The sequence below is a fragment of the Microbacterium sp. NPDC089696 genome (assembly GCF_044749125.1).
Classification (GTDB): domain Bacteria; phylum Actinomycetota; class Actinomycetes; order Actinomycetales; family Microbacteriaceae; genus Microbacterium.
This window is the reverse complement of sequence record NZ_JBIVHF010000001.1, coordinates 1,623,267-1,645,008: the sequence shown is the minus strand read 5'-3', so window position 1 is coordinate 1,645,008 and position 21,742 is coordinate 1,623,267. Positions and strand designations below refer to the sequence as shown.

Below are 21,742 nucleotides of genomic sequence, written 5' to 3'. Positions count from 1 at the left end.
ATGAATGTGCTCGCCGGTCACGCGCCGCACTGCTCGCGCCGCTGCCAGGCGAAGGACGGCACCGATCAGTGCGAGCGTGCCGTCGACCACGGCGGCGTCCACACGATCTATGACGAGTTCGGGGAGGAGATCACTCGGTGCTGGCCGAATCGTGCGCCGGTCCTGGGGGCCGACTGCCGCGATGAAAAGCACGCCGCGTGCATCGGGGACGCATGGGACGTTCTGCGCGACGAGGCGACGCCCTGCACGTGCTTCTGCCATCACGTCGAGCTGTCCGTCGTCGAGCAGGGCTACGTCGAGACCCTCTCGGAGATCCTGGGCGAGGAGATCACGGTCACCGACCGCGGGACGATCCTTCTCACCGAGGTCCAGGTGAAGCAGGTCATGCACCGCTTCGCTATCAAGCCCAACGACGACTTCGAGGTGAACGGCTCGACGTGGTGCGGCATCCCCATCGAGGAGGTGAAGTCGTGAGCGGCTACTCGAAGGGCGACACGCTCCTCGTCACGCGAGACGGCTTCGGCGACTACGCCACGGGCCGCGGAGGCGTGTACTACGCCGAGGGCGACGAGGTGCTCGTCACGAGCACACGCTCACAGCTCCACGGCTATCTAAATGTGCGCCCCGCCCCGCCCGCGAACGGCCTGGTGTTCCGCATCCCGACCGACCGGGTGCGTCCTGTGCCCCGGATGATCGGCGAGATCCCCGCCGGCGGCATCTCCGCGGAAGATCCCCGGATCGCGTGGCTGTTCGAGGACGCCGGCCGCATGGCCGACCGGCTCGGGCTCTGCGCCGACTACGACCGCCTGTGCGACGCGCTCGGCATCCCGGGCAGGATCCGCACGTTCACGGTCTCGCTGCTCTCCGGCGACGGGATCACCGTCACGGCGAAGGTCGAGGCCCGCAGCCGTCGTCTCGCGGAACAGCGGGTGCGTGAGCGCCTCGGCGGCGGGACTGATGCCGCGCCGCTCGTGCTCGAGGCATCCCGACCGGCGGAGGTGGAGTCGTGATTCGCGTCACGACCCTCAGCCGCGATTGCTACGACTGGGAGCTCGCGCTGTGCTTCGCCGCTCCCGTCGGCTCCGCGAACCGGATGCACTACGCGCGTCTGGCGATGCGCTGCGCTCCGACGCCTGGCACGCGCGAGTTCGCCCGCGCTCAGTACGTCGCCGCTCGCCGCGCCTTCGAACACGAGTGCCGTCGGCGCCGCCCGAGGTCGAAGGACTTCCTCGTCATCGCGATCACGCTCCCGCCGTCGATCGTTCTCGGCTCGCTGCTCACGCAGCTCCTCACAGGAGGGATCCGCTGATGCGCATCATGACCGTTCGCCCGCCGTGGTCGAACCTCATCATCAACCACGGGAAGGACGTCGAGAACCGCTCGACGAACATCGCAGGCGCCTACCGCGGCCCGGTCGCGATCCACGCCGGTCTCCGCCAGATGCCCGCCGGAGACCGCGCCTGGCACGTCGCCTCCGCGGCCGGCATGGACACCGATCGCTACGACGGCGAGGAGCTGCACCTCGGGCACATCATCGGTGTCGTCGACCTCGTCGACGTCCACTCGGCATCGGTCATCGGCGGCTGCGGCCGTCTGGTGCACGACTGCCCTGAGCACGGGACCTGTCGGACGCACTGCTCCGAATGGGGCGAGGGTCCATCTCCGAGCGGATGGTTCCACCACCTCGTGCTCACGAGCCCGCGGGCTCTCGAGACGCCGATCCCCTACCGCGGGCGGCTCGGCCTCCGCACGTTCAACGAGACGACGGATGCCGAGATCCTCCGCACCCTTGAGGCGCTGTCATGAGCTACTCGGCGGCAGCGGCCGCGGCAGCGTCGTCCTCAAGTGATTTCGCGCGGTGGCGGTCGTACATTGCGAGCGCCTCCTCGGGCGTCACTCCGCCTCGGAACCATGCTCCGAGCACCGGCGGCGTCGCCCCCTTGGACACCGCACGGAGCGAAGGGTCCTGCGTCGCTGCGTCGCGGAACGCCTGCTCGAGCAGCGACGCGATCGGCTGCTCCTTGAGCGTGAGGATCAGCTCCAACGACGTGAGCGCATCCTGCACCGCTTCCTCCTGCCGGAGACGCTCGTCCGGTTCGAGCGTGGCATACGACCCGGCGAGCTTCGTCAAGGCGTGCACGATGTCCTTGATCGCCTGCTCTTTGGCCCGGTCGATTCGCCGCCGCTCGGCGCGGCGCTCAGTGAACGCCTCACGCAACCACGGCACCAGAGCGCTTCCGATGAGCGCTATCACCGCGCCTAGAACCACAGCCCATCCGCTATCCATGCCCCGCACTCTATCGGCGGTGCTCTCGTGACGGCGCGGTCGTGCGCCTGGTGCCGTCGGCCGATGCCCGCCGGCATCCGCTCCGACGCGATCTGCTGCTCGGTCCGCTGCCGTCAGGCTCGTCACCGGTTCGTCGGCGGCGTAGGCGTCTCGCCCGACGTCGGACCCGTCACGCTTCGGCTCGCGTACGCTGACCCGCCGTACCCGGGGCTGTCCCGCCGCTACTACGAGGGCCACGACGACTATGCGGGCGAGGTCGACCACGCGCGTCTCATCGAGCAGCTCGACGCGTACGACGGGTGGGCGCTGTCGACGTCCGAGCGAGCACTGCACTACGTGCTCGGGCTCTGCCCGCGAGGCGTGCGCGTCGCATCCTGGCATCGCGGCGAGCGGGCCACGCGTAGCGGAGGACCTCTGAACGCGTGGGAGCCCGTGATCTACTTCGGCGGACGGAAGGACCCGTCGCGCTTCACCACGGCCGCGCACGACGCGTCGCTCCTGCAGGAAGCACGCGTCGCGGATCCGGATACGTCGTGTGGCGATCGCCGACGCCTCGATCCGTCGCTCGTCGACGACCGACACGTCGCGAGGATCCCCGCGACGTCTGACCCGTCGCCCGAGTACTCGAGACGCATCGACGTCCTGCAGTACCGGCCCGGTGTCCGCACCACAGACCCCGGCCGCGTAGTCGGCGCGAAGCCCCCACAGTTCGCCCGATGGATGTTCGACCTCCTCGGCGCTGAGCCGCAGGACGACTTCCACGACCTGTTCCCGGGCAGCGGAGGCATCCAGCGAGCGTGGGACGCGTTCGCTGCACGATCGACCGAGGCGGCGATCTCGTGAGCGACTCCGGCCGCTACCCCCTGCCCCTCGGCGGCGAGCACTGCACGCCGATCGCCGAGCACGAGGGACTCGCCGTCGGCGACCGCATCACGTTCCGCGACGGCGGTCGCCCCGTGCTGCTCACGGGAGCGATCGCCGAGCTCTACCTCGAGGAGCACCCGAACGTCCTGACGTGGCGTCCCGAAGGCTTCGTGTTCGCCGAGGTCGACCTACTCGACGGCGGCCGCGCCCGCTGCTGGTTCAACCGCGACCACCCCACCCCCGCACAACCACTCGACGGTGCGCTCGGCGCATCACCGGAAGGAGCGCTGTTCTAATGCCTCTCTCGTACCCACCTATCCGCGTCGTCATGGTCGACGGCGAGAAGCGCTACCAGGCGACGTGCCGGACCTGCGGCCAGGACGTCTGCCGCACGCCGCAGGTCGTCAAAGCCGCCGTCGACGAGACCCGCAAGTCCCACGGCCGCGAAGCCGAATGCACCCGAGGAGCGAAGTCATGAGCCACACGCTCGAGCTGTTGTCCGAGATCGAACACGGCACCGTCGCCGGCTACCGCGCCGGATGCCACGGCTCCGCAGCGACCTGCGGCGCCGAAGTCTCCTGCGTCGAGGTGTTCACCCGCTACCAGGGCGACTGGGGCTTCCGGAAGCGCGTCGACGCCGGGGAGACGCCCGCCGAGATCATCGCGGCCGAGCTCGCAGACCTCGCCGAGGTGCGCGCCCGCGACACGGCCGCGAACCGAGAGGCGAAGCGGGAGGGTGCGCGCGCCGCGGTCGCTCGCGAGCGGAAGCGGAAGCCGCCTCGCGAGCGTCAGCCGCGCACTGATCGCATGGATCACGACGAGCTCGTGCGGCTCCACGCCCTCGGCTGGTCCGACGTCCGGATCGGCGCCGCTCTCGGCTTCTCCGCGGCATCGGTCGGTAAGGCCCGTCGACGGCTTGATCTGCCCCTCAACCGCAAGGTGCGAGAGCCCGGAGAGCCGAGGGCCCCGCGCGCCCCACGCCCGCCCGCCGCGCCCTCGCAGCGCACGATACGCCGCCGGCAGATCGGCGAGCTACACGCCGAGGGACTCACCGACAACGAGATCGCGGAGCGCCTGGGCGTCACCCGGATGGCCGTGTCGCAGGTCCGCTCTCGGCTCGGCCTCACCGTGAACCCCGACTCCCGCGCAGGGCACCTCTACGGCCCGCGAGCGTCCGCTCAGCACCGCGACGACCTGCAGCGCCTCCACGGCCTCGGGAGGACCGACCGTGAGATCGCTCAGGAGCTCGGCGTCTCATCCAGCTACGTCGGCGACCTCCGCCGTCAGGCCGGCCTCACCGCAAACCGTCCCGCGAACCGGCGATGGGAGGGCATCGAGAAGCAGGGCCACGGCACGAACGCATGCCACGCCCGCGGCTGCCGCTGCGCCGCCTGCGTCGAAGCCCACCGAGAGTACATGCGCGACTACCGCGATCGCCGCCGCGAAGCGGGCGCCGGAGAGAACCACGGCACCGCGTACGGTTACCAGCTCGGATGCCGAGGGAAGGGCTGCCCGTCGACGCCGTCGTGCACGGACGCGATGCTTGAGCAGGACCGTGCACGCCGCCGTGCTGCCGGTGTCCAGGAGAAGTCCCTCGTCGACGCCGCGCCCGTGCGTGCGCACCTTCGGGACCTCAAGGCCGCGGGGATGACCGGTGAGCGGATCGCCGAGGCTGCCGGCGTCCCGCACGCGACCGTGAAGTCCGTTCTGCACTCTCGCGGTGCTGACCGCCCGCCCGTCGCGACGATGCTCGCCGAGCGCGCGGCTGCGCTCCTCGCTCTCGGCATCCCGGAGTCGGCGTGAGCAACGGTCCGATCCAGCAGTGGCGGGACTCCCTCAAGCCGGAGAAGGTCTCCACACCGGACGCGAGCCGGGTGTGCGCCCGCAACGCGGAGCGCACACGAGCGTACTGCGGGCGCAAGAACGACCGGATCTCAGATGCGTGGATCGGCGTCACGTGCTCCGATTGCCGCGCCGCCCGCCGAGCGGATCTCGAAGCTGCAGCCGCGCAGCAGAAGGCTCAGCGGAGCAGATGAAGGTCAGGGCGCCAGAACACGATGGGGAGCGTCGCCGGGTGATGGTAAATGCGGTATGCCTCGTCACCGACGCGAGCGGCGAGCCCGAAGCGGGCGCAGAACGCCACGACTGCTTCCCGCAGCGCCTCGGAGTCTTGGAGGTACGGCGCGGTGATCGCCATCACGGGCGCCCGGTTGCCGCTCCCCCGTGGCTTGAACCGGATCGTGTGATCGAACAGCTGCCCGTATCGAGGGCCGTCTGCGAGGTCGGCATCCCAGAGATCCGGGTCCACGAGCTTGCCGACGTCGTACGGGGATCCCTCGCGGCCGAAGTAGATGAGACCCTGCTGAGCGGCGATGGCGTTCACGTTGGGATAGTTCTCCCACTCGTCATGGCGTGGCATGACCCGAATCTTATCGGCGTGTCGCGTTTGACCGCCGTCCGTTGCACTCCCCTACCTTGAAAGTGCGGACGTTTTCGGGATCACCCCGGGACGTCCGTTCGGCATTTCCGGTTCCCCTTCCCCCGCCGGGGCGACTTCCCCAGAGTCGCCCCGGCTCCCCCGTTCTGGCATACTCGCGACCATGTCGATCCCCGGTGCAGTCTCCCGCCCCTCGAATCCCAAGCTCGCGCGGATCTTCGACGACGCGATCCGCTCCGGCCGCGAGGTCCGCTACGCCGACGAGACGTCGGTCGTCGTGTACCAGCGCAACCAGTGGGGATGCGGCGGGATCATCCTGCTGATCCTCCTCGGGCTGCTGACCGCGTTCATCGTGCCGATCATCCTCCTCGTCCTCGGTGCGTTCGCTCCGGGCGGGCAGGTCATCACGCACACGCTGCAGCCGAACGGTCGCGTGAAGACGAAGCGCCGCGCAGCTCGCAACTAGCCCCGCCCACCAACCCCTAGCGCCGTGCCGGCGCGTCGGGAGGTCTCATGCCTCCCCGCGATACCGGCCGGCGCTTTCGTCGTCTCAAGGGCGAGTTCCGTACCGAGTGCGAGCGCGACGACGCGCCGTGCTGGCTGTGCGGGCAGCGCGTCGACTACACGGTCCCGGACTGGTCGACCGACGATTCGTTCTCCCTCGACCACTACTTCCCCGTGTCGACGCATCCGCATCTGCAGACGGATCCGGCCGGGTTCCGTGCTGCGCACACGGACTGCAACCGGCGCCGGTCGAACCGTGCGCCTCACCCTGGTCTCGGCCGTGTCTCGCGGTCGTGGTTCTGACCCTGCCCATCGATCGAAAGAGAGCACCCCATCATGCTCGTGTCATCCGTCACCGTTGCCGAGGTCGACCTTCCCGGCGACCCGACCGTCCAGCTCCTCGGCGAGCACGCCGTGCACGCGACCGACTGGCTCGCGCACCAGCTCGCCGCGATCGTCTCGCACGCCGCACCGATGCACGCGTGGATGACGGGCGAGGGGTTCGTGATCGTCACCGAGACCCGCACCGACGACGCCCCGACGTACGCGGTCGAGGTCGGCCTGCACGTCGACGGCACCGCACCCGACGACGACTCTGTGTCGCTCGCCGCCGCGGCCGCCGTCCTCCTCCGCGTGCAGCAGCTCGACATCTCGGGCGACACGGTCACGCTCACGACGACCGCGCTGCGGGCCGCCTGATGGACGACCGGCAGTGCGACAACCAGAGGTCGCACGAACGTCACGTCTGGACGATGGAATACCCGCGGCAGACGCCCGAGACTCCCGGCCTCACGCGCGACTTCCAGTGCGCCGGCCGACACGGTGCTGAGGTCGGCGTGGCGCACGTGTCACCCAGCCCGTCCATCCTTGCGCTGATCGTCGACGCCGACGTGCGCGAGCGCTGGTGGCACAAGGTCGACCCCGTGCGCCGGCAGACCACGAACATGGTCGCGGCGCTCGACGACGACGGGTACGTGGTCTGCGAGCCGGGGCTGTTCTCCGATCTCATGGAGGCCGCGGGCTGGACGCCGGGGAAGGCATCGTGAGCGCGCCCGTCAACGTCACGCTGCGCGTCACGACCAGCGACCCCGAGATCGTCGCCCGCGCCGCCGAGCACTTCTCGCGCGTCGCCGCCGGTCTCGCGCTCGAGGGCGTCCACACGTTCATGATGTGCGGACCCGACGAGGAGGACGACTGATGCGCACCCGCGCCGAGATCTCACGCCGCGACGCCGCACTCGTCGAAGCGATCACAGGCAAGGCCGAGCTGACCGGCCGCCGCGCCCGCCGCCTGATCGTCCTCGACGGCGTACTGCACCGCGCGAACGGCCGCTACATCGTCGGCAACGTCCCTGTGATCGATGAGCACGGGGAGATCATGGTCGCCCGCAGCGCCGACGGCACGACGCGGATCGTCACTCGTCGTCACCGCTTCCGCATCCCGAAGGGGCATCCGTGGAGAGGTAAGCGACCATGACCTCCGCCCTCTGGGTCCAGCACCACATGCGCATGGTCGCCGGCCTCCCGTGGTGGATGCGCCTCTACGAGATCGCCCGCCTCCTCCGCATCCGTGCTCGCATCACCCGGCAGCACCGGGTGACCGATCCCTCGTGCCTCTGGTTCGCCGGTCAGGGTGTGGTGCGTCGGATGCTCGGTGTCCGCGTCCCGAGCATCCGACGGCTACGGTTCGACCGCGCCCGCGGCCGCACCTGCCCCGCATGCAAGCCGAAGCCCGAGCGCCACACCCGCGTCGCCCCGGTCGCCCCACGGCTCATCGTCATGCAGGACGAGATGCACGAGTGGAACCAGCGTGGCCGGTAACCAGGAGATCCCCTGCGACGTCGTCGGCTGCACCGCATCCGCCGTCGTCGTCCTCGCGTTCCGCGGGACCCCCGGCCACACCCACGTCTGCCGACCCCACGAGCTCATCGACCGTGAGTACGGCGACGTCGTCGCGTCCGGCCCGCTCCCATGCCCCGGATGCGCGATGGGCGCCCTCCCGATGTACGTCGCGACCCCACCCACCCTCTGACCCGAGGGGAGGGGCGTCAACGCCGCCAGAGGGCCACACCAGCGCCCACTCCCGCCTGCTCCTGTCCTCTCTCCCCGACCCTTCTGGGCGGGGTTTCTTCGTGTCTGGGGGTCTCTCGTGGCTCAGAAGCACCTCCGGGCGGTGAACAAGGTCATCCGGGCGGCTGATCTCGACTGTGAGGGTCTGGATGCCGCTCTCGTCGAGTTTCTGCGTGATTCCGCGCGTCAGATCGACGCGAAGGGCATGGATGGGGTCTCGGCGGCCCTGATCTCGGCGTATCTGTCCGCTCAGAAGGACGTTTCGCGCGCTGTGGCGCGGAAACCGGCCAAAATCCCGCCCGAATCGGCGCCCGACGAGCCCTCTGAGGCCCCAGATGCCGTGGACGAACCGGACGCCTCTGAGGGCGCGACGGTCACGAAGCTCGACGCGTTCATGCAGCGGCACACCGCCTAGACGCAGGGGGTGGAGGTGTCGCGGTGATTTCGACCCTCAAGGGCAAGACAACCCCCCGGTTGTTCACTCCCCCGCTGCGTGAGTTGACGCCGGAGACGTCGCGCGGGTTCGAGGTGATCGCGTTCGCGCTCGAGATCCTCGGCGTGCACCTGTACCCGTGGCAGGAGTGGCTGCTGATCCACGCGCTCGAGCTGAACGTCGACGGCACGTACCGCTTCAAGCGGGTGATCGTGCTCGTCGCGCGTCAGCAAGGCAAGACGATGCTGTCCTCGGTCCTCGCGGCCTGGTGGTTGTTCGTGGACTCGAAGCGAAACCCGGATCGGGTGCCGCCGCTCAAGTTCAAGATCGTTGGCGTCGCGCAGAGCCTCGATATCGCGCGTGAGCCGTGGAACGCGGTGAAGCTGTGGTGCGATCCGGACCCGGAGACCGACGAGGAGCAGGCCGCAGCGGTCCCCGACCTGCAGGCGGTCACGCAGAAGGCGCTCGACTCGAACGGCAAGGAGATGCTGCGGGCGCGCAACCTCGCGCACTACGAGGTCCGTGCGGCCACGAACACCCGCGGCAAGCCCGCGGCGCGCGTGATCTTCGACGAGCTCCGCGAGCAGAAGACCTGGGCGGCGTGGGCCGCTGTGTCGCAGACGGCGAAGTCGTTCTGGTCCGGGCAGATGTGGGGCATCTCGAACGCGGGCGACGCGCTCTCGGTCGTCCTGTGGAAGCTGCGCGAGGCCGCGCTCGCCACGATCGCCGACTGGGAGAGCTACGTCGACAGCGGGCTGCAGCAGCTCGAGGACTTCGTGAACGAGCACGACACGTCCCTCGGGATCTTCGAGTGGTCGGCGCCGGAGGGCTGCGGCAAAGAGGACGTCGAGGGGATCCTGCAGGCGAACCCGTCGATCGGGTACGGCGCGATGACCGTGGCCGACGCGATCGCCGACGCCCGCACGATGCCGGATGCCGAGTACCGCACCGAGGTGCTGTGCCAGTGGGTCACGGCGAACCTGCGCACGTACCTCTCCCCGACGGAGTGGGGCGACCTCGCCGACGAGGAGTCTCAGATCGACCCCGGGTCGGACCTGTGCCTCGCGATCGACACCGCGCACGACCGATCCCACACGTACATCGCGGTGGCCGGCTGGCGTGCCGACGACCTCGCGCACGTCGAGGTGATCGCCGATCGCGCCGGCATGCTCTGGGCGCCCGGAGTCGCGCGCGAGATCCGCGAGAAGTGGGGCGTGCGCCGTGTGGCGCTGCAGGCGCGCGGTGCGCCCGCACACGAGTTCATCGCGGCGCTGCGTGACGAGGGCTTCGACGTCGTCGAGATCGGCGGCTCCGACCTCGGCTCGGCGACGGGCCGCATCCACGACCGTGTCCGCGATCAGACGCTGCGGCATCTCGGACAGCCGAACGCCGATATCGCCGTGAGCGGTGCGGTGACCAAGACCCTCGGCGACCTGCAGGTCTGGGACCGCAAGGCGTCGCCGGTCGATATCTCTCCGCTGGTCGCGGAGTCGTACGCCCTGTTCGGGCTCGAGACGGGCGCAGGCCCCGCCGCGGTGTCGGCGTACACGGCAGTCGGCGGGGAGACCCTCGGTGACTGGTGGGAGGAGGACTGATGGGGTTCCTGTCTGAGTTCACGGCGCGTCTCGCGGGCGGGCAGTCCGGCCGGATGACGGGCGACGTGACGATGCACGACGGCCGCCAGGTGCGCGTGAGCGCGTTCACGTTCATGGACGCGGAGAACTACCTCCGCGGCATCGAGGGGATGGCTCCCGAGACGCTGTGGGCCGCGCAGCCGCACCTCCGCACGGTCGTCGACTTCCTCGCCCGTCAGATGATGCAGCTCTCGCTCCACCTCTACGAGCGGAACGCCGACGGCGACGTGGACCGTGTCCGCGAGGGCCCGGTCGCCGAGATCCTGCGCCGCGCGAACGACGAGCAGACGTTCTCCGAGCTCATCGAGCAGCTCGTCACCGAGTGGGCCGTCCGTGACGACGCCTTCGTGTTCGTGATGGCCGACAAGTCGCTGCGCGTGTTCCCGACGTCGTGGGTCGAGGTCAAGGGGAAGTACTTCGGCAGCAAGAAGTACACCGTGACGACGCCGGAGGGCGGCACGCTCAAGTTCGATAGTCGCGACGTCATCCGGTTCAAAGGCTGCACGCCCGGGAACCCGCTGCGCGGCACATCGCGCGTCGAGACGCTGCGCCTGGTGCTCGAGGAGCAGTTCGCCTCGCTGATCTACCGGAAGCAGACGTGGAAGAAGGGCGGCCGGTTCGGCGGGTTCCTCACCCGCCCGAAGGACGCCCCGCGCTGGGATGACGACGGCCGCAAGCGCTTCTGGCGCATGTGGGACGCGTTCACCGGCAACCGCGGCGCGAAGGCCGGCGGCACTCCCCTGCTTGAGGACGGCATGGAGTGGAAGCCCGCCGGCTTCTCTCCGCGCGAGAACGAGTGGGCCGAGGCGACGCAGCTCTCCCTCGGCACGGTCGCGCAGGTCTACCACGTCAACCCGACGATGATCGGTCAGCTCGACAACGCGAACTTCTCGAACGTCCGCGAGTTCCGGCGGATGCTCTACACCGACACGCTCGGCCCGCTGATCACCCGCATCGAGGAGCGCCTCACCGCGTTCCTGCTGCCGCTGCTCGGCGCGCCCGCCGGCCAGTACCTCGAGTTCAACGTCGAGGCGAAGCTGCGCGGATCGTTCGAGGAGCAGGCGAAGGTGCTTTCGGCTGCCGTGGGCGGCCCGTGGATGCTCCGCTCCGAGGCTCGCAAGAAGTTCAACCTCCCGATGATCGAGGGCGCCGACGAGCTGATCGTCCCGCTCAACGTCGTGCTGGGAGGGCAGGCGTCGCCGGTCGACGGTGGCGCGGCATCCGGTCAGAAGGGCATCGAGTCCCTGTCGTCCGTTCAGGGCGTCGTCGACCGATTCCGGACGCGTCAGGCCGAGGTCATCTCGGCGAAGCGCGGCGCCGGGGATCCGCACTGGTGGGACAGAACCCGCTGGGTCAAGGAGCTGCGCCGAGACCTTCTCGACGTCGGCCTCTCCGACGGCGAGGCACAGGTCCTCGCCGACCGCGTGAACGACCAGGCGTTCGCGCACTTCGCCGCCGAGCCGAGCTCGGCCTCTCTGCAGGAGGTGTCCGCATGAAGATCAAGGATCGGCCGTTCGAGCTGAAGGCGTTCGACCCCGACACGGGTGTGTTCGAGGGTTACGCCGCGGTGTTCGGCAACAAGGACTCGTACGGCGACGTCGTCGTGGCCGGCGCGTTCAAGGAGTCCCTCGAGGAGGACTTCGGACCGGGCGGGTCGGGCGTGCCGTGCTACTGGGCGCACAACTTCTCCGACCCGTTCATGAACATCGGCGCGACGATCTCGGCCGTCGAGGACGACTACGGGCTTCTCGTGAAGGTCGCCCTCGACCTCACGACGAACGCCGGCAAGCGGGTGCATCAGCTCCTCGTCGACGGCCGCGTCAAGCAGATGTCGTTCGGGTACGAGGTCCTCGAGGCCGCGTTCGTCGAGTCCGAGGAGCTCGGGTTCTTCTACGAGCTCCGCAAGATGCGGCTGTTCGAGGTGTCGGTCGTGCCGATCGGCGCGAACACGGCGACCACGATCCTCTCCGCGAAGTCGGCCGAGGTGCAGCCCGTTGTCGACGGTCTCCGCACGGCTCAGGCAGCCATCAACGCCGCGTACAAGGCGCTCGGCATCGACCCCGGCGCCGAGGTGCCGCAGTCCGCTCCCGAGATCCCCTCCCCTGTCGAGGCCGCTGAGGCCCCGGCTCCCGAATCTCCCGCTGCCGCCCCGGCCGCGGGTGACCCCGATTCGACCTCCAGTGACGAGGAACCGGATGCGGCCAACGCGGAGGAGCCGGCACCGCCGGCCAACGCGGAGGAGCCGGTCGCGGCCAAGTCGCGTGCGGACGACGAGTCAGCCATCGCCCGAGCACGAGCTGCGCTGCAGCTCGCGGGCATCAACCCCTGATGAAAGGAGATCCTGGTGGATCTTGCAACACTCATGGCTGAGCGCGACCAGATCGCGGCCAAGATGCGGACTCTCATGGAGCCCGCGGACGGTGCCGCGACCAAGTCGCTCGACGCCGACGGGCTCAAGGAGCTCGACGCCCTCACGAAGTCGCTCGGCGACGTGCAGACCAAGATCGCATCGGTCATGGCCGCACAGGCGCAGCTCGACGCACTCGGCGGCCCGGAGGTCCCCGAGACCTTCCGCGGCGAGAAGTCGACCGCGGCGAAGTCGATCGGTCAGCACTTCGTCGACTCCATCGGCACGAAGATCGCGCGCCTCGGCATCGATCGCGGTCTGACGCTGACTGCCGACGAGTACACCGGCACGAAGGCCGCGACGGACACGCACGTGTCGTCGATGGTCCCCGCGCCGCTGCTCACCGACATCGACCGCACCCCGGTCCGTCAGTACCAGCGTCGCCTGTTCCTCACGGACTGGCTGCTCTCGGGTGGCATCTCGGGCAACGCGATCACCTACTACGTCGAGAAGATCTCGGCGATCGAGGGTGCCGTCGCGGCGATCGCGGAGAACGCGCGCAAGCCCCAGCTGCACCACACGGGCTGGGACCCGGTCACCGAGACCCTCAAGAAGGTCGCGGGCTTCATCAAGGTCTCGACCGAGATGCTCGAGGACGCCGCGTTCCTCGTCACCGAGATCGAGACCCGGCTCCTGGCCGAGCTCGCGCTCGCCGAGGAGATCCTGCTGCTCTCCGGCAACGGCACCGGCCAGAACCCCCTGGGTCTGCTGAACCGTTCCGGCCTGCAGACGGAGACCGCCGCGGGCGAGGCCGACCTCATCGAGGCGATCTTCCGCGCCTCGCAGAAGGTCACGCTCGCGACCGGCCTCGTCGCCGACGGCGTCGTGATGAACCCGGCCGACTACCAGACCGTGCGCCTGTCCAAGGACCTCAACGGCCAGTACCTCGCCGGCGGCCCGTTCGTCGGCCAGTACGGCAACGGCTCGATGGACGACGCCGTGCGCATCTGGGGCCTGCCGATCATCGTCACGCCGGCGATCGCGGCGGGCACGGTCCTGGTCGGTGCGTCGCAGGCGGCGACGGTCTACTCGAAGGGTTCCTTCGTGCTCTCGGGCACGAACACCAACGAGGACGACTTCGTCAACAACCGGGTGACGATCCTGGCCGAGAAGCGCGTCGCGCTCGCGGTCCGTCGCCCGGCGGCGTACGTCAAGGTGACCGTGACGGAGGGCGAGTAATCATGGCTCTCGTCATCCGTCGCGTCCAGATCGCGGGCCAGTGGACCACGGTGCAGGTCACCGAGGACGAGGCTCGCGTGATCGACGAGCGCGCCGCCGAGGTGGCCGCCGCCGAGAAGGCGATCGCCAAGGCCGCCGCCGAGAAGCAGGCAGCAGCAGAAGCCGAGGCCGCCAAGGCCGCCGCGGCCGACGGTGCTCCTGCAGCCGCCGACGCGGGCACCGGTGACGGTGCTGCCGCTGCGGGCGACACCGGAGCCGCTGACGGCGGTTCCACCCCCGAGGGTGCCGACGGTACTCCGGATGCCTCCCAGAGCGCTGACGGCGCTGCTGCGGCTCCGGCGCCCGCGAAGGCTCCCGCCAAGCGCGGCGCGGCCGCGAAGTAACCGAGGACGGGTGCGACATGACCATCGAACCGATCGTGCAGTCGAGCACTGCGATCAACGCCGACTTCTGGTTGGCCGCCGCTCACGGCTCTGTCCGTCGTGAGTGCGGATGGCATGTCGCGCCCGTCATCGAGGAGACGCTCGTGCTGGACGGGAGCGGCGGCGACACGCTGCTGCTCCGGTCCGGCCGAGTCGTCGAGCTCCTCGAGGTCCTCAACGACGGTACGGACGTGACCGCCGATGTCGACTTCTCCCGCGCCGGGATCCTCGAGCTGCGCGGCGGCCGCTGGACGCGACGCCTCGGGCGCATCTCCGTGAAGCTCCGTCACGGCTACGAGACCGACGAGGTGCCCGAAGTCGCGGCGCTCATCGCCACGCTCGCCCGCCGCGGCGCATCCTCCCCCGGCATCGTCGCGAATCAGTCGGTGAACGGGTCGAGCGTCGGCTACCTCACGGCCGGCGGCGCTCCGATCTCCATCCCGCTGCTCGAGATCGAGCGCCGGACCCTGGACCCGTACCGCCTCGTCTGGGAGGCGTGATGGGCACGCTCGGCGAGTACATCGGTACCGGCGGTGACGGCTTCGGGTTCGAGCACGGCGAGATCGTCGAGCGGCTCCGCGCTGGTCTCGTCGAGGACCGCTACTCGAAGAAGCTCGTCCGGCAGGACTGGAACAACCCCGAGGTGCTGACGATCGTCGGCGCCTCGATCGGGAGCGTCGGACAGACTCAGGCCGACGGCTCGCAGCGACGTCAGACGACAGTCGCCGCGCTGCTCACCGTCACGGACCCGAATGCCGACGTCGTGATCGGCGATCGCATCCGACGCGGCGCTCAGGTCTGGTCGTGCGTCGAGTTCCCCGAGACCGACAAGAACCCGTTCACCGGGTGGCGTCCGACGCTCGTGATCGCGCTCGAGGAGTACCACGGCTGATCCGTCGCGGATCCGCCGCCGACGCGTGACGAGGTCCTCCTCGACGCGTCCACCTGGTCGCGACGACGTGTCGGCGATCGCCACACGACGCGTCGAGCGTCGACGACCTACGCGTCGTCCCTCACCGCGGCCGCGCACGACGCGTCGCGGGAGTACTCGCGACGCCCCAGGAGGTGCCCGATGCCCGAAGGATTCGTCGCGAACGACGCATGGTTCGCGGAGCTCGGCAAGTCCCCGGGTGTGGTCAGCCTGTGCAAGACCGCGGCTGACGCCACAGCATCCCGTGCTCGCGGCCGCGCTCCGGTCCTCACCGGCGAGTACCGCGACAAGATCCACGTCGAGCGCCACGACACGCAGTACCGCTGCGTGTTCCGCGTCGTCGCGGGCGCCGCGCACTCGCTCGGCGTCGAGTCCAAGACGGGCAACCTCGCCCGCTCACTCGGCGGAGGTGGCGCTCGTGCCTAGCGTCGAGTGGCCCGACCTCGAGCAGTGGCTCACCGACTACGCGCGCGAGATCCTCGCGGCCGCGTCGCTGGCGTCCGACGTCGGCAACAAGGAGCCCGCCGACGGCGAGTTCCCCGAGGCGCTGATCGTCATCCGCAACGACGGCGGCCCGAAGACGTCCATCATCACCGCGCAGTGGTCCGTGGGGGTGACGATCCTGGCCGGGACGCGGATCTTCGACGCGCCGGCGCGCGATCTCGTGCGTCCGATCTTCGGTGCGTTCACCGACGAGGACCTGCCGACTCTCGGCGGGCGGTCCTGCCCCATCGCGTCCGTCGACGACTTCAACGGCTGGTACACGGTCACCGAGGTCCAGGACCGGACGCGCATCTACTTCACCGTGACGTACACGGTGCAGGGCTCGCCCGCCGGGTGAGTCTCTCGCTGGTGCTCTCCGTCTGCGCGGGTCGGGTGCCTAGACAGAAAGGAGCGGCTCATGGTCGCTGACGCGCAGGGTAATGATCTCGGGGCCGTAGGAGTCCCGATCTCGGGAAACCTCGGGGTCGCTCCGGTCGCACAGGCCAACGTGATCGCACCGGCCGCGGGCGCGGTCCTCGAGATCGCGCTTCCGGCTGCGTACCGGAAGCTCGGCCTGTTCAAGCAGGACGGTGGGTTCAACCTCACCACCGAGAAGGACGGCGACGCGATCGAGCTCTTTCAGGAGGGTTACTCGATCCCGTCCGGTCTCGCGAATGCGACGCTTGCCGTCACGCTCGCGCAGACCGACAACCTCGTGCGCGAGGTCGCGTGGGGCAAGACGCCCGACGAGAACGGGTACATCACCGTCGACGCGGGCGGTCACGCAACGCGGTACCTCCTGTGGTCCGAGGAGATCTTCCGCAACGGCATCCTGATCCGTCGCCTCGGCGTCGCGACGGTCGACTCGGTCCAGATCGACCAGTCGACCCGCGGCGAGGTCAAGGGCTACGCGATCACGTTCAAGTACCAGCGCTCGCCGTACTTCGACAACGAGCACTTCGGTGAGTGGCTCATCGACACGAACGTCGTCGAGCCGCCCGAGGAGGGCTGACCCTCCCCCAAGCAGGCCGGTGCTGCAGCGCGTGATGGGCACGCTGCAGCACCGGCCGATCTCATGCCCATCTGCCCATCAGACAAGGAGCGACCACGCTCATGGAATCGAACATCATCCCCGACGGTGTCTCCCCGACGCCGTCCGAGTCCCCCGTCCGCGACCAGGCGATCGCGGAGACCACCACGGATGCCTCCCCGGCGATCGCGGCCGCAGTGCCCGTCGTCGACCCGGGGCCGGTCTCCGGCCCCGGTGAGCCCGGGCCCAAGCCCGAGGTGTTCACCACGGCCGACGGGATCTTCCACGCGCAGCTCTCGTCCGGGGAGCTCGTGCTCAAGACCAAGGTCCCCTACAAGACCTTCAAGCGCCTCACGGGCATGTCCGAGGGCGACTCGCTCGCCGACCTCGAGCTGTTCATCGACGAGGTCGGCATCGGCAACTCGAAGCAGATCATGGAGGACTGCGACGACACGATCCAGCTGATCGTCGTCGCCGCGAAGTACTTCGCGAAGTTCAACGAGATCGCGGAGGCCCGCCTGGGGGAATCCGGGCTGTCGTTGAGCTCCTGACGAAACACGAGCACGAGGCGGCCCGGGACTTTCGTGGTCTCGGGCTGTCTCTGTTCGAGCTCGGCGGCGACGCGTGTTCGTGGGGCGAGGCGCTGCTGCTGGTGCAGTCGCTCGCGCTCGACACGACGACGTATCTCGGGGCGGCCATCGCTGGATGGGCGCGCCCCGCATCCATGACCGAGGTCGCGCAGCTCCTGCACTCGTTCTCGGCGATCGCCCGCTACTCGCAGAAGCCGCCCTATGGGTCGGTGCTGTTCCCGTGGGATCACCTCGTCGACCCGGCCGCGTATGAGCCGGTGCCGACGGAGGTCCGCGAGGACATGACAGAGCGTCTGCAGCGGTACTCCGCGTTCAGCGACTGAGGGGGTTCCCTGTGTCCTCGAAGGAAGTCGGCTCCGGCCACGTCGCGATCTTCCCCTCGTTCCGCGGGGTGCGGAAGGGCATCGCGAAAGAGGTCAATGCTGGCGTCTCGGACGCGGGGAAGTCCTCGAAGCGCGGCATGGCGCGTATCGGCCAGACCGGAGGCGCGGAGCTCGGCCGCGGCCTCCGGTCTGCGCTGACGGCATCCGCCGGCGACCTCGGCTCGGGCGCTCTCAAGACGCTCGAGAAGAACGTCGCAACCACTTCGCGCGCGCTGTCGACAGCGCGTCTCAAGCAGGCCGACGACGCCGGCCGCGTGCGCGTCGCAGAGACGAAGCTCGCCGAGGCGATCGCGAAGAGCGGCGCGAGCTCGTCGCAGGCGATCGCGGCGGAGGAGCGGCTCGCGTCCGCCCGTCGACGCCTCGAGGTGTCAACGGCGAGCGTGACTCGGATCTCTGCAGATCTCGCGTCCGCTCAGTCGAAGCTCAAGACGGCGCAGGACGCCGTCGCTGCCGCCACGGAGCGCGCCTCCCGTGCGGCGAGTAACCGCGGCTGGTCGGCGTTCCGCCGCAACGTCTCGGACGTGCTCGCGCCGGTTCGGCTGCTGGGCTCGTCGCTCTCAAGTCTCGCGACCCGCACGCTCGCGCCGCTGACGACCCGCCTCTCCGCGTTCGGGTCCGCCGTCACGGCCCGCGTGACGAACGCTGTACGCCCCGCCGCGCTCGCTGTGCGCGATTTCGGGCTACAGGTGGGCCTCCGGGTCACCTCGGCGCTTTCGAGCGCTGAGAAGGCCGTCACGCGCCTGTTCGGTCCTGCGCTGCAGCGGCTGTCTCCGCTGACGTCTGCGGTCGGGCGGTCGTTCTCCGGCATGGGTCGGATCATCGGTCAGTCGTTCTCGGGCCTGGTCGGGGTCGCTGGTCAGGTCGCATCGGGCATCGGGTCGGCATTCGCCGCCGGGATGCGCGTTGTCGGCCGCACTGTGTCGGATGCCGTGACGCTCGCTCGCGGGCAGCTCGGTCTCCTCGCCGCTGGCATCGCGACGACGATCGGCGCCGCGGTCGGTGGAGGTTTCAAACGTCTGTTCTCGATCGAGGACGCCACAGCTCGCATGCGCGGGCTCGGCCTCTCGAGCGACCAGGTCGCTGGGGCGCTCAAGAACGCCGAGAACGCCGCCGTGGGGACTGCGTTCGGTCTCGACGAGATGGCCGGCGCCGCGTCGATGGCACTCACCGCCGGGGTCAAGACCGGTCCCGAGCTCGCGGCCTACCTCGAGTCCGTCAAGGGTGCGGCGACCGCCGGCAAGGTGCCGCTGTCAGAGGTTGCTCAGATCTTCGGCAAGGTCCGCACGTCGGGTCGCGCCTACACGATGGAGATCAACCAGCTCGCTGATCGCCAGATCCCGATCTGGGGCGCGCTCGCTTCGCGCATCGGCGTCTCGGTCGACGAGGTCCGCAACCTCGCGTCTGAGGGCAAGATCACTGCCGAGGTGTACGAAGCGGCCGTGCGCGACGCGACCGGCGGCATGGCGGCCGAGGTCGCGCAGACTACGACGTCGTCGTACAAGAACGCGTTCGCCGCGCTCAAGCGCTTCGGCGTCGCGCTCATCGGCACTCGCGTCGAGGGCGACAAGCTCGTCGGCGGTCTGTTCCCGCTGCTCAAGCAGTTCGCGGACATGGTCCGATCCGCCTTCGACGCTGCGTCGGCCGTCGTCGGCCCGTTCATGGCGGCGCTGACGGATCAGATCGCAGGCAAGATCGGTCCTGTCCTCGAGCGGCTCACGACGATGTTCAACGGCATCAAGGAGTCGTTCGCGGGCGGGTACGAGGCGCCTGACTTCTCGAACCTGACCGGCTCGCTCGGCGCTCTCGCGCCGATCATCGGTCTCGTCGTCGGTCTGTTCGGCCCGCTGCTCGCGCAGCTCCCCGTGATCGGGCGGCTGTTCCTCGGGCTCACCGGCCCGGTGGGTCTCGCGATCGGTGCGCTGATCGCAGTATTCACGATCGATCCGACGACGCTCGCGAGCGGGTTCGAGACGATGATCCCGGTCATCGTGGGTGCGATCACGGGCCTCGTCGGCCAGGTGGTCACGCTCATCACGACGCTGATCCCTCAGATGGTGTCGGCGCTCTCGGCAGGGCTGCCGGTCCTCCTCGAGGGATTCGTCTCGCTGCTACTCGCGGTCGTCGACGCGGCGGTCCAGGTCCTCCCCGACCTGATCTCGGCTGTCGTCGGGCTGATCCCGGTCCTCGGGACGGCGCTCGTCGGCGCGCTGCCGATCATCATCGCTGCGGCGATCACGCTATTCACGGGTCTGATCGACGCCGTGGTGCAGATCCTGCCGATGCTGATCGCGATGCTGCCGCAGATCATCGAGGCGGGGCTCGAGCTGTTCTCGGGGCTCATCACGGCGCTGATCGAGGTGATCCCGCAGGTCGTCACGGCTCTGGTCGAGATGCTGCCGGTCATCCTCGAGACGTTGATCGGGATGCTGCCAACGCTGCTCGAGACCGCGATCAACCTGTTCCTGCAGCTCGTGCTCGCTATCGTCCAGGTGCTGCCGCAGCTCATCACGACGCTGGTCGAGATGCTTCCGCAGATCATCACGACGCTCGTCGGGATGATCCCGACGCTGCTGCTCGCCGCGGTCGATCTGTTCATCCAGCTCGTGCAGGCGATCCCGGTCGTGCTGCCGCAGTTGCTGACGGCGATCATCGGGATGATCCCGCAGGTCGTGACGTCGCTGATCAGCATGATCCCGATGCTCATCACGGGCGCGGTACAGCTGTTCAAGGGCATCGTGCAGGCGCTGCCGAAGATCATCCCCGAGCTGATCTCGGCGATCTTGGGTCTCGGTCCGGAGCTGGTGAAGGCGATCGTCTCGCTGATCCCGCAACTGTTCGACGCTGGTAAGTCCCTCATCCAGGGACTCATCGACGGCGTTAAGGACATGTTCGGGGCGGTCGGGAGCGCGTTCGGCGACATGATGGACTTCGTCGGCGGGTTCTTCCCGCACTCCCCCGCGAAGCGCGGTCCACTCTCCGGCTCCGGCTGGCGGCGGATCCGCGAGGGCGGGCAGGCGCTGGTCGATCAGTTCTCGGCGGGTGTCGGCGACTCGTCGACTGCAGCCGCTCTGTCGAAGGCGGTCGGCAACGCCGCGTCGCTCACCGCGCACGTAGCGGCCTCTCAGGCCGACGCTGTTCGAGCATCCGCCTCGAGCACGTCGGACGAGCGCGCGATCTACGTGCAGAGCCCGTGGGGTCCGGAGTACATGCGCGCGCAGACCGAGGAAGTCGCTCGCGGCGCGTCGGCAGAGGTCGTCTCCACGGCCAACACGGCGTTCCGGCGCGGAGGGAGGCGGCGATGATCACGGCAACGCTGATCGGTGGCGCCGCCCCGCAGAATGTGCAGATCGTGGTCGATGTCACGCCGGCCGGTGTCCCGTGGACGCTGACCGGCGAGGCTGGGGACCACTCGTGGACGGTCCCGGGAGGTGAGGGAGTGGGCGACGGGCAGCAGCTCGTGCTCGCCGACAACCGCACCCCCGGGAACGTCCCGATCATCTACACGTTCAGGGCGGGCGCAGCCGCGCAGACCTCGGCACCGATCGTCGTCCCGATCGAGGGCCGTGACGATCTGCCCGGTCACCTCGCCCTGCAGACGCTCAGCGGCTCCCGGTCTCTGATCGTCGGACTGCTCAAGGGATCTCTCGAGACGCAGATGGTGTCTGGGCAGGTGCGTCACCGAGTCGCCGGGCGTCGACGCCCCGTGATCCGTCACGACGTCACGAGCGACGTCGAGGGCACGCTCGTCGTGCTCGTCGAGACCGCGCAGCAGCGGGAGTTCGACGAGATGCTCGCCGAGGGCACGCCGTTGCTCTATCGACTGGGCGTCGAGGCGATGGATCTCTCGCCGGTCGGCGTGTTCTCGTACGGTGACCCGACATCGGTCGCGTACCAGGCTCGCGGGCTTCGTGCCTGGTCGCTGCCGTACGCGCTGATTGACGACCCGTACCTCGACGTGCGACTCGCCGGCTTCTCGTGGGACTACTTCGATGACGTGTGGGAGGGCCAGACCTGGAACGCGTTCGACGCGCAGATGGCCGGCCTCACCTGGGATCAGTTCGACATGCTCGACTGGTCGACTCTCTGAGG

33 protein-coding genes are annotated in these 21,742 nt (G+C 69.2%); 31 read left to right on the top strand and 2 right to left on the bottom strand.

Features of this window, described 5'->3' with window-relative positions:
• From ACIPY8_RS08075 to ACIPY8_RS08060, 4 genes are read left to right on the top strand one after another with little or no spacing between them, the layout of a single operon-like run.
• Entirely contained in the window at positions 1-474 is a 474-nt protein-coding gene (locus ACIPY8_RS08075) for a hypothetical protein (protein ID WP_400816816.1), read from the top strand.
• The gene (locus ACIPY8_RS08070) at positions 471-1,010 is read left to right on the top strand and encodes a hypothetical protein (RefSeq protein WP_400816814.1); all 540 of its coding nucleotides are present in this window, start codon (positions 471-473) and stop codon (positions 1,008-1,010) included. Before ACIPY8_RS08075 ends, ACIPY8_RS08070 begins: the two co-directional genes overlap by 4 nt.
• On the top strand, positions 1,007-1,309 hold the full coding sequence (locus ACIPY8_RS08065; protein WP_400816812.1) for a hypothetical protein: 303 nt from the start codon (positions 1,007-1,009) through the stop codon (positions 1,307-1,309). The genes ACIPY8_RS08070 and ACIPY8_RS08065 overlap by 4 nt, the downstream gene beginning before the upstream one ends.
• Positions 1,309-1,806, top strand: coding sequence for a hypothetical protein (locus tag ACIPY8_RS08060; protein ID WP_400816810.1), 498 nt, complete (start codon positions 1,309-1,311; stop codon positions 1,804-1,806). Before ACIPY8_RS08065 ends, ACIPY8_RS08060 begins: the two co-directional genes overlap by 1 nt.
• 1 nt (position 1,807) lies before the next feature.
• On the opposite strand, the gene ACIPY8_RS08055 is transcribed toward ACIPY8_RS08060, so the two are convergent.
• The gene (locus tag ACIPY8_RS08055) at positions 1,808-2,254 is read right to left on the bottom strand and encodes a hypothetical protein (protein WP_400816808.1); all 447 of its coding nucleotides are present in this window, start codon (positions 2,252-2,254) and stop codon (positions 1,808-1,810) included.
• Positions 2,255-2,350: 96 nt separating this feature from the next.
• Here ACIPY8_RS08055 and ACIPY8_RS08050 point away from each other — a divergent pair, with 96 nt between their 5' ends.
• Genes ACIPY8_RS08050 through ACIPY8_RS08035 form a run of 4 tightly spaced genes read left to right on the top strand, consistent with a single transcriptional unit; the run spans position 2,351 to position 4,954 of the window.
• A complete protein-coding gene (locus ACIPY8_RS08050; protein WP_400816806.1) occupies positions 2,351-3,130 on the top strand; it encodes a hypothetical protein in 780 nt (259 codons plus the stop codon).
• Positions 3,127-3,447, top strand: coding sequence for a hypothetical protein (locus ACIPY8_RS08045; RefSeq protein ID WP_400816804.1), 321 nt, complete (start codon positions 3,127-3,129; stop codon positions 3,445-3,447). Before ACIPY8_RS08050 ends, ACIPY8_RS08045 begins: the two co-directional genes overlap by 4 nt.
• Positions 3,448-3,479: 32 nt before the next feature.
• Positions 3,480-3,629 (top strand): hypothetical protein, encoded by a 150-nt coding sequence (locus ACIPY8_RS08040; RefSeq protein ID WP_400816802.1) that lies wholly within the window; start codon positions 3,480-3,482, stop codon positions 3,627-3,629.
• Positions 3,626-4,954, top strand: coding sequence for a helix-turn-helix domain-containing protein (locus ACIPY8_RS08035; RefSeq protein ID WP_400816800.1), 1,329 nt, complete (start codon positions 3,626-3,628; stop codon positions 4,952-4,954). The genes ACIPY8_RS08040 and ACIPY8_RS08035 overlap by 4 nt, the downstream gene beginning before the upstream one ends.
• A 217-nt stretch (positions 4,955-5,171) precedes the next feature.
• Here ACIPY8_RS08035 and ACIPY8_RS08030 read toward each other — a convergent pair whose 3' ends face one another.
• Positions 5,172-5,570, bottom strand: coding sequence for a hypothetical protein (locus tag ACIPY8_RS08030; protein ID WP_400816798.1), 399 nt, complete (start codon positions 5,568-5,570; stop codon positions 5,172-5,174).
• A gap of 181 nt (positions 5,571-5,751) precedes the next feature.
• Between ACIPY8_RS08030 and ACIPY8_RS08025 the strand changes: the two genes are divergently transcribed.
• The 23 genes from ACIPY8_RS08025 to ACIPY8_RS07915 all read left to right on the top strand — a co-directional run bounded on the left by ACIPY8_RS08025 (position 5,752) and on the right by ACIPY8_RS07915 (position 21,740).
• Complete coding sequence (locus tag ACIPY8_RS08025) at positions 5,752-6,054, top strand: hypothetical protein (protein ID WP_400816797.1); 303 nt, start codon at positions 5,752-5,754, stop codon at positions 6,052-6,054.
• A 47-nt stretch (positions 6,055-6,101) separates the two neighbouring features.
• Positions 6,102-6,395, top strand: coding sequence for a hypothetical protein (locus ACIPY8_RS08020; RefSeq protein WP_400816795.1), 294 nt, complete (start codon positions 6,102-6,104; stop codon positions 6,393-6,395).
• Between the two features lie 33 nt (positions 6,396-6,428).
• On the top strand, positions 6,429-6,791 hold the full coding sequence (locus ACIPY8_RS08015) for a hypothetical protein (protein ID WP_400816794.1): 363 nt from the start codon (positions 6,429-6,431) through the stop codon (positions 6,789-6,791).
• A 53-nt stretch (positions 6,792-6,844) separates the two neighbouring features.
• Positions 6,845-7,138: a hypothetical protein gene (locus ACIPY8_RS08010; protein WP_400816792.1), complete on the top strand. Its 294-nt coding sequence runs from the start codon at positions 6,845-6,847 to the stop codon at positions 7,136-7,138.
• The gene (locus tag ACIPY8_RS08005; RefSeq protein WP_400816790.1) at positions 7,135-7,290 is read left to right on the top strand and encodes a hypothetical protein; all 156 of its coding nucleotides are present in this window, start codon (positions 7,135-7,137) and stop codon (positions 7,288-7,290) included. The genes ACIPY8_RS08010 and ACIPY8_RS08005 overlap by 4 nt, the downstream gene beginning before the upstream one ends.
• Positions 7,290-7,568, top strand: coding sequence for a hypothetical protein (locus tag ACIPY8_RS08000; protein ID WP_400816789.1), 279 nt, complete (start codon positions 7,290-7,292; stop codon positions 7,566-7,568). The genes ACIPY8_RS08005 and ACIPY8_RS08000 overlap by 1 nt, the downstream gene beginning before the upstream one ends.
• Positions 7,565-7,912 (top strand): hypothetical protein, encoded by a 348-nt coding sequence (locus tag ACIPY8_RS07995; RefSeq protein ID WP_400816787.1) that lies wholly within the window; start codon positions 7,565-7,567, stop codon positions 7,910-7,912. Before ACIPY8_RS08000 ends, ACIPY8_RS07995 begins: the two co-directional genes overlap by 4 nt.
• On the top strand, positions 7,902-8,123 hold the full coding sequence (locus tag ACIPY8_RS07990; protein ID WP_400816785.1) for a hypothetical protein: 222 nt from the start codon (positions 7,902-7,904) through the stop codon (positions 8,121-8,123). The genes ACIPY8_RS07995 and ACIPY8_RS07990 overlap by 11 nt, the downstream gene beginning before the upstream one ends.
• A gap of 117 nt (positions 8,124-8,240) precedes the next feature.
• Positions 8,241-8,576 carry a hypothetical protein gene (locus tag ACIPY8_RS07985; protein ID WP_400816783.1) on the top strand — a complete coding sequence of 112 codons (336 nt, stop codon included), beginning with the start codon at positions 8,241-8,243 and terminating at the stop codon, positions 8,574-8,576.
• Positions 8,577-8,599: 23 nt separating this feature from the next.
• Positions 8,600-10,189, top strand: a complete 1,590-nt coding sequence (locus ACIPY8_RS07980; RefSeq protein WP_400816781.1) for a hypothetical protein — start codon at positions 8,600-8,602, stop codon at positions 10,187-10,189.
• Positions 10,189-11,724, top strand: a complete 1,536-nt coding sequence (locus ACIPY8_RS07975) for a phage portal protein (protein WP_400816779.1) — start codon at positions 10,189-10,191, stop codon at positions 11,722-11,724. Before ACIPY8_RS07980 ends, ACIPY8_RS07975 begins: the two co-directional genes overlap by 1 nt.
• Positions 11,721-12,557, top strand: coding sequence for an HK97 family phage prohead protease (locus tag ACIPY8_RS07970; protein ID WP_400816777.1), 837 nt, complete (start codon positions 11,721-11,723; stop codon positions 12,555-12,557). Before ACIPY8_RS07975 ends, ACIPY8_RS07970 begins: the two co-directional genes overlap by 4 nt.
• 15 nt (positions 12,558-12,572) lie before the next feature.
• Positions 12,573-13,814, top strand: coding sequence for a phage major capsid protein (locus tag ACIPY8_RS07965; protein ID WP_400816775.1), 1,242 nt, complete (start codon positions 12,573-12,575; stop codon positions 13,812-13,814).
• Between the two features lie 2 nt (positions 13,815-13,816).
• The gene (locus ACIPY8_RS07960; protein WP_400816773.1) at positions 13,817-14,197 is read left to right on the top strand and encodes a hypothetical protein; all 381 of its coding nucleotides are present in this window, start codon (positions 13,817-13,819) and stop codon (positions 14,195-14,197) included.
• A gap of 17 nt (positions 14,198-14,214) precedes the next feature.
• Entirely contained in the window at positions 14,215-14,736 is a 522-nt protein-coding gene (locus tag ACIPY8_RS07955) for a hypothetical protein (protein WP_400816771.1), read from the top strand.
• Positions 14,736-15,128: a hypothetical protein gene (locus tag ACIPY8_RS07950; protein ID WP_400816769.1), complete on the top strand. Its 393-nt coding sequence runs from the start codon at positions 14,736-14,738 to the stop codon at positions 15,126-15,128. The genes ACIPY8_RS07955 and ACIPY8_RS07950 overlap by 1 nt, the downstream gene beginning before the upstream one ends.
• A gap of 180 nt (positions 15,129-15,308) precedes the next feature.
• Entirely contained in the window at positions 15,309-15,593 is a 285-nt protein-coding gene (locus tag ACIPY8_RS07945) for an HK97 gp10 family phage protein (RefSeq protein WP_400816767.1), read from the top strand.
• The gene (locus ACIPY8_RS07940) at positions 15,586-16,008 is read left to right on the top strand and encodes a hypothetical protein (protein WP_400816766.1); all 423 of its coding nucleotides are present in this window, start codon (positions 15,586-15,588) and stop codon (positions 16,006-16,008) included. Before ACIPY8_RS07945 ends, ACIPY8_RS07940 begins: the two co-directional genes overlap by 8 nt.
• Positions 16,009-16,068: 60 nt before the next feature.
• Complete coding sequence (locus ACIPY8_RS07935) at positions 16,069-16,662, top strand: hypothetical protein (RefSeq protein ID WP_400816764.1); 594 nt, start codon at positions 16,069-16,071, stop codon at positions 16,660-16,662.
• A 101-nt stretch (positions 16,663-16,763) separates the two neighbouring features.
• Positions 16,764-17,231, top strand: coding sequence for a hypothetical protein (locus ACIPY8_RS07930; protein ID WP_400816763.1), 468 nt, complete (start codon positions 16,764-16,766; stop codon positions 17,229-17,231).
• A gap of 101 nt (positions 17,232-17,332) precedes the next feature.
• Positions 17,333-17,593 carry a hypothetical protein gene (locus ACIPY8_RS07925; protein ID WP_400816761.1) on the top strand — a complete coding sequence of 87 codons (261 nt, stop codon included), beginning with the start codon at positions 17,333-17,335 and terminating at the stop codon, positions 17,591-17,593.
• An 11-nt stretch (positions 17,594-17,604) separates the two neighbouring features.
• Positions 17,605-20,955, top strand: coding sequence for a tape measure protein (locus ACIPY8_RS07920; protein WP_400816759.1), 3,351 nt, complete (start codon positions 17,605-17,607; stop codon positions 20,953-20,955).
• The gene (locus tag ACIPY8_RS07915; protein ID WP_400816757.1) at positions 20,952-21,740 is read left to right on the top strand and encodes a hypothetical protein; all 789 of its coding nucleotides are present in this window, start codon (positions 20,952-20,954) and stop codon (positions 21,738-21,740) included. Before ACIPY8_RS07920 ends, ACIPY8_RS07915 begins: the two co-directional genes overlap by 4 nt.
• Positions 21,741-21,742: the final 2 nt, after the last annotated feature.

Coding starts and splice junctions, on each gene's coding strand:
- ACIPY8_RS07970 (WP_400816777.1), top strand. CDS start 11,721: ATGAAGATCAAGGATCGGCCGTTCGAGCTGAAGGCGTTCGACCCCGAC.
- ACIPY8_RS07995 (WP_400816787.1), top strand. CDS start 7,565: ATGACCTCCGCCCTCTGGGTCCAGCACCACATGCGCATGGTCGCCGGC.
- ACIPY8_RS08015 (WP_400816794.1), top strand. CDS start 6,429: ATGCTCGTGTCATCCGTCACCGTTGCCGAGGTCGACCTTCCCGGCGAC.
- ACIPY8_RS08050 (WP_400816806.1), top strand. CDS start 2,351: ATGCCCGCCGGCATCCGCTCCGACGCGATCTGCTGCTCGGTCCGCTGC.
- ACIPY8_RS08030 (WP_400816798.1), bottom strand. CDS start 5,570: ATGCCACGCCATGACGAGTGGGAGAACTATCCCAACGTGAACGCCATC.
- ACIPY8_RS07915 (WP_400816757.1), top strand. CDS start 20,952: ATGATCACGGCAACGCTGATCGGTGGCGCCGCCCCGCAGAATGTGCAG.
- ACIPY8_RS07935 (WP_400816764.1), top strand. CDS start 16,069: ATGGTCGCTGACGCGCAGGGTAATGATCTCGGGGCCGTAGGAGTCCCG.
- ACIPY8_RS07945 (WP_400816767.1), top strand. CDS start 15,309: ATGCCCGAAGGATTCGTCGCGAACGACGCATGGTTCGCGGAGCTCGGC.
- ACIPY8_RS08060 (WP_400816810.1), top strand. CDS start 1,309: ATGCGCATCATGACCGTTCGCCCGCCGTGGTCGAACCTCATCATCAAC.
- ACIPY8_RS08010 (WP_400816792.1), top strand. CDS start 6,845: ATGGAATACCCGCGGCAGACGCCCGAGACTCCCGGCCTCACGCGCGAC.
- ACIPY8_RS07955 (WP_400816771.1), top strand. CDS start 14,215: ATGACCATCGAACCGATCGTGCAGTCGAGCACTGCGATCAACGCCGAC.
- ACIPY8_RS07950 (WP_400816769.1), top strand. CDS start 14,736: ATGGGCACGCTCGGCGAGTACATCGGTACCGGCGGTGACGGCTTCGGG.
- ACIPY8_RS08040 (WP_400816802.1), top strand. CDS start 3,480: ATGGTCGACGGCGAGAAGCGCTACCAGGCGACGTGCCGGACCTGCGGC.
- ACIPY8_RS07960 (WP_400816773.1), top strand. CDS start 13,817: ATGGCTCTCGTCATCCGTCGCGTCCAGATCGCGGGCCAGTGGACCACG.
- ACIPY8_RS08035 (WP_400816800.1), top strand. CDS start 3,626: ATGAGCCACACGCTCGAGCTGTTGTCCGAGATCGAACACGGCACCGTC.
- ACIPY8_RS08000 (WP_400816789.1), top strand. CDS start 7,290: ATGCGCACCCGCGCCGAGATCTCACGCCGCGACGCCGCACTCGTCGAA.
- ACIPY8_RS07975 (WP_400816779.1), top strand. CDS start 10,189: ATGGGGTTCCTGTCTGAGTTCACGGCGCGTCTCGCGGGCGGGCAGTCC.
- ACIPY8_RS07930 (WP_400816763.1), top strand. CDS start 16,764: ATGGAATCGAACATCATCCCCGACGGTGTCTCCCCGACGCCGTCCGAG.
- ACIPY8_RS08020 (WP_400816795.1), top strand. CDS start 6,102: ATGCCTCCCCGCGATACCGGCCGGCGCTTTCGTCGTCTCAAGGGCGAG.
- ACIPY8_RS08075 (WP_400816816.1), top strand. CDS start 1: ATGAATGTGCTCGCCGGTCACGCGCCGCACTGCTCGCGCCGCTGCCAG.
- ACIPY8_RS08025 (WP_400816797.1), top strand. CDS start 5,752: ATGTCGATCCCCGGTGCAGTCTCCCGCCCCTCGAATCCCAAGCTCGCG.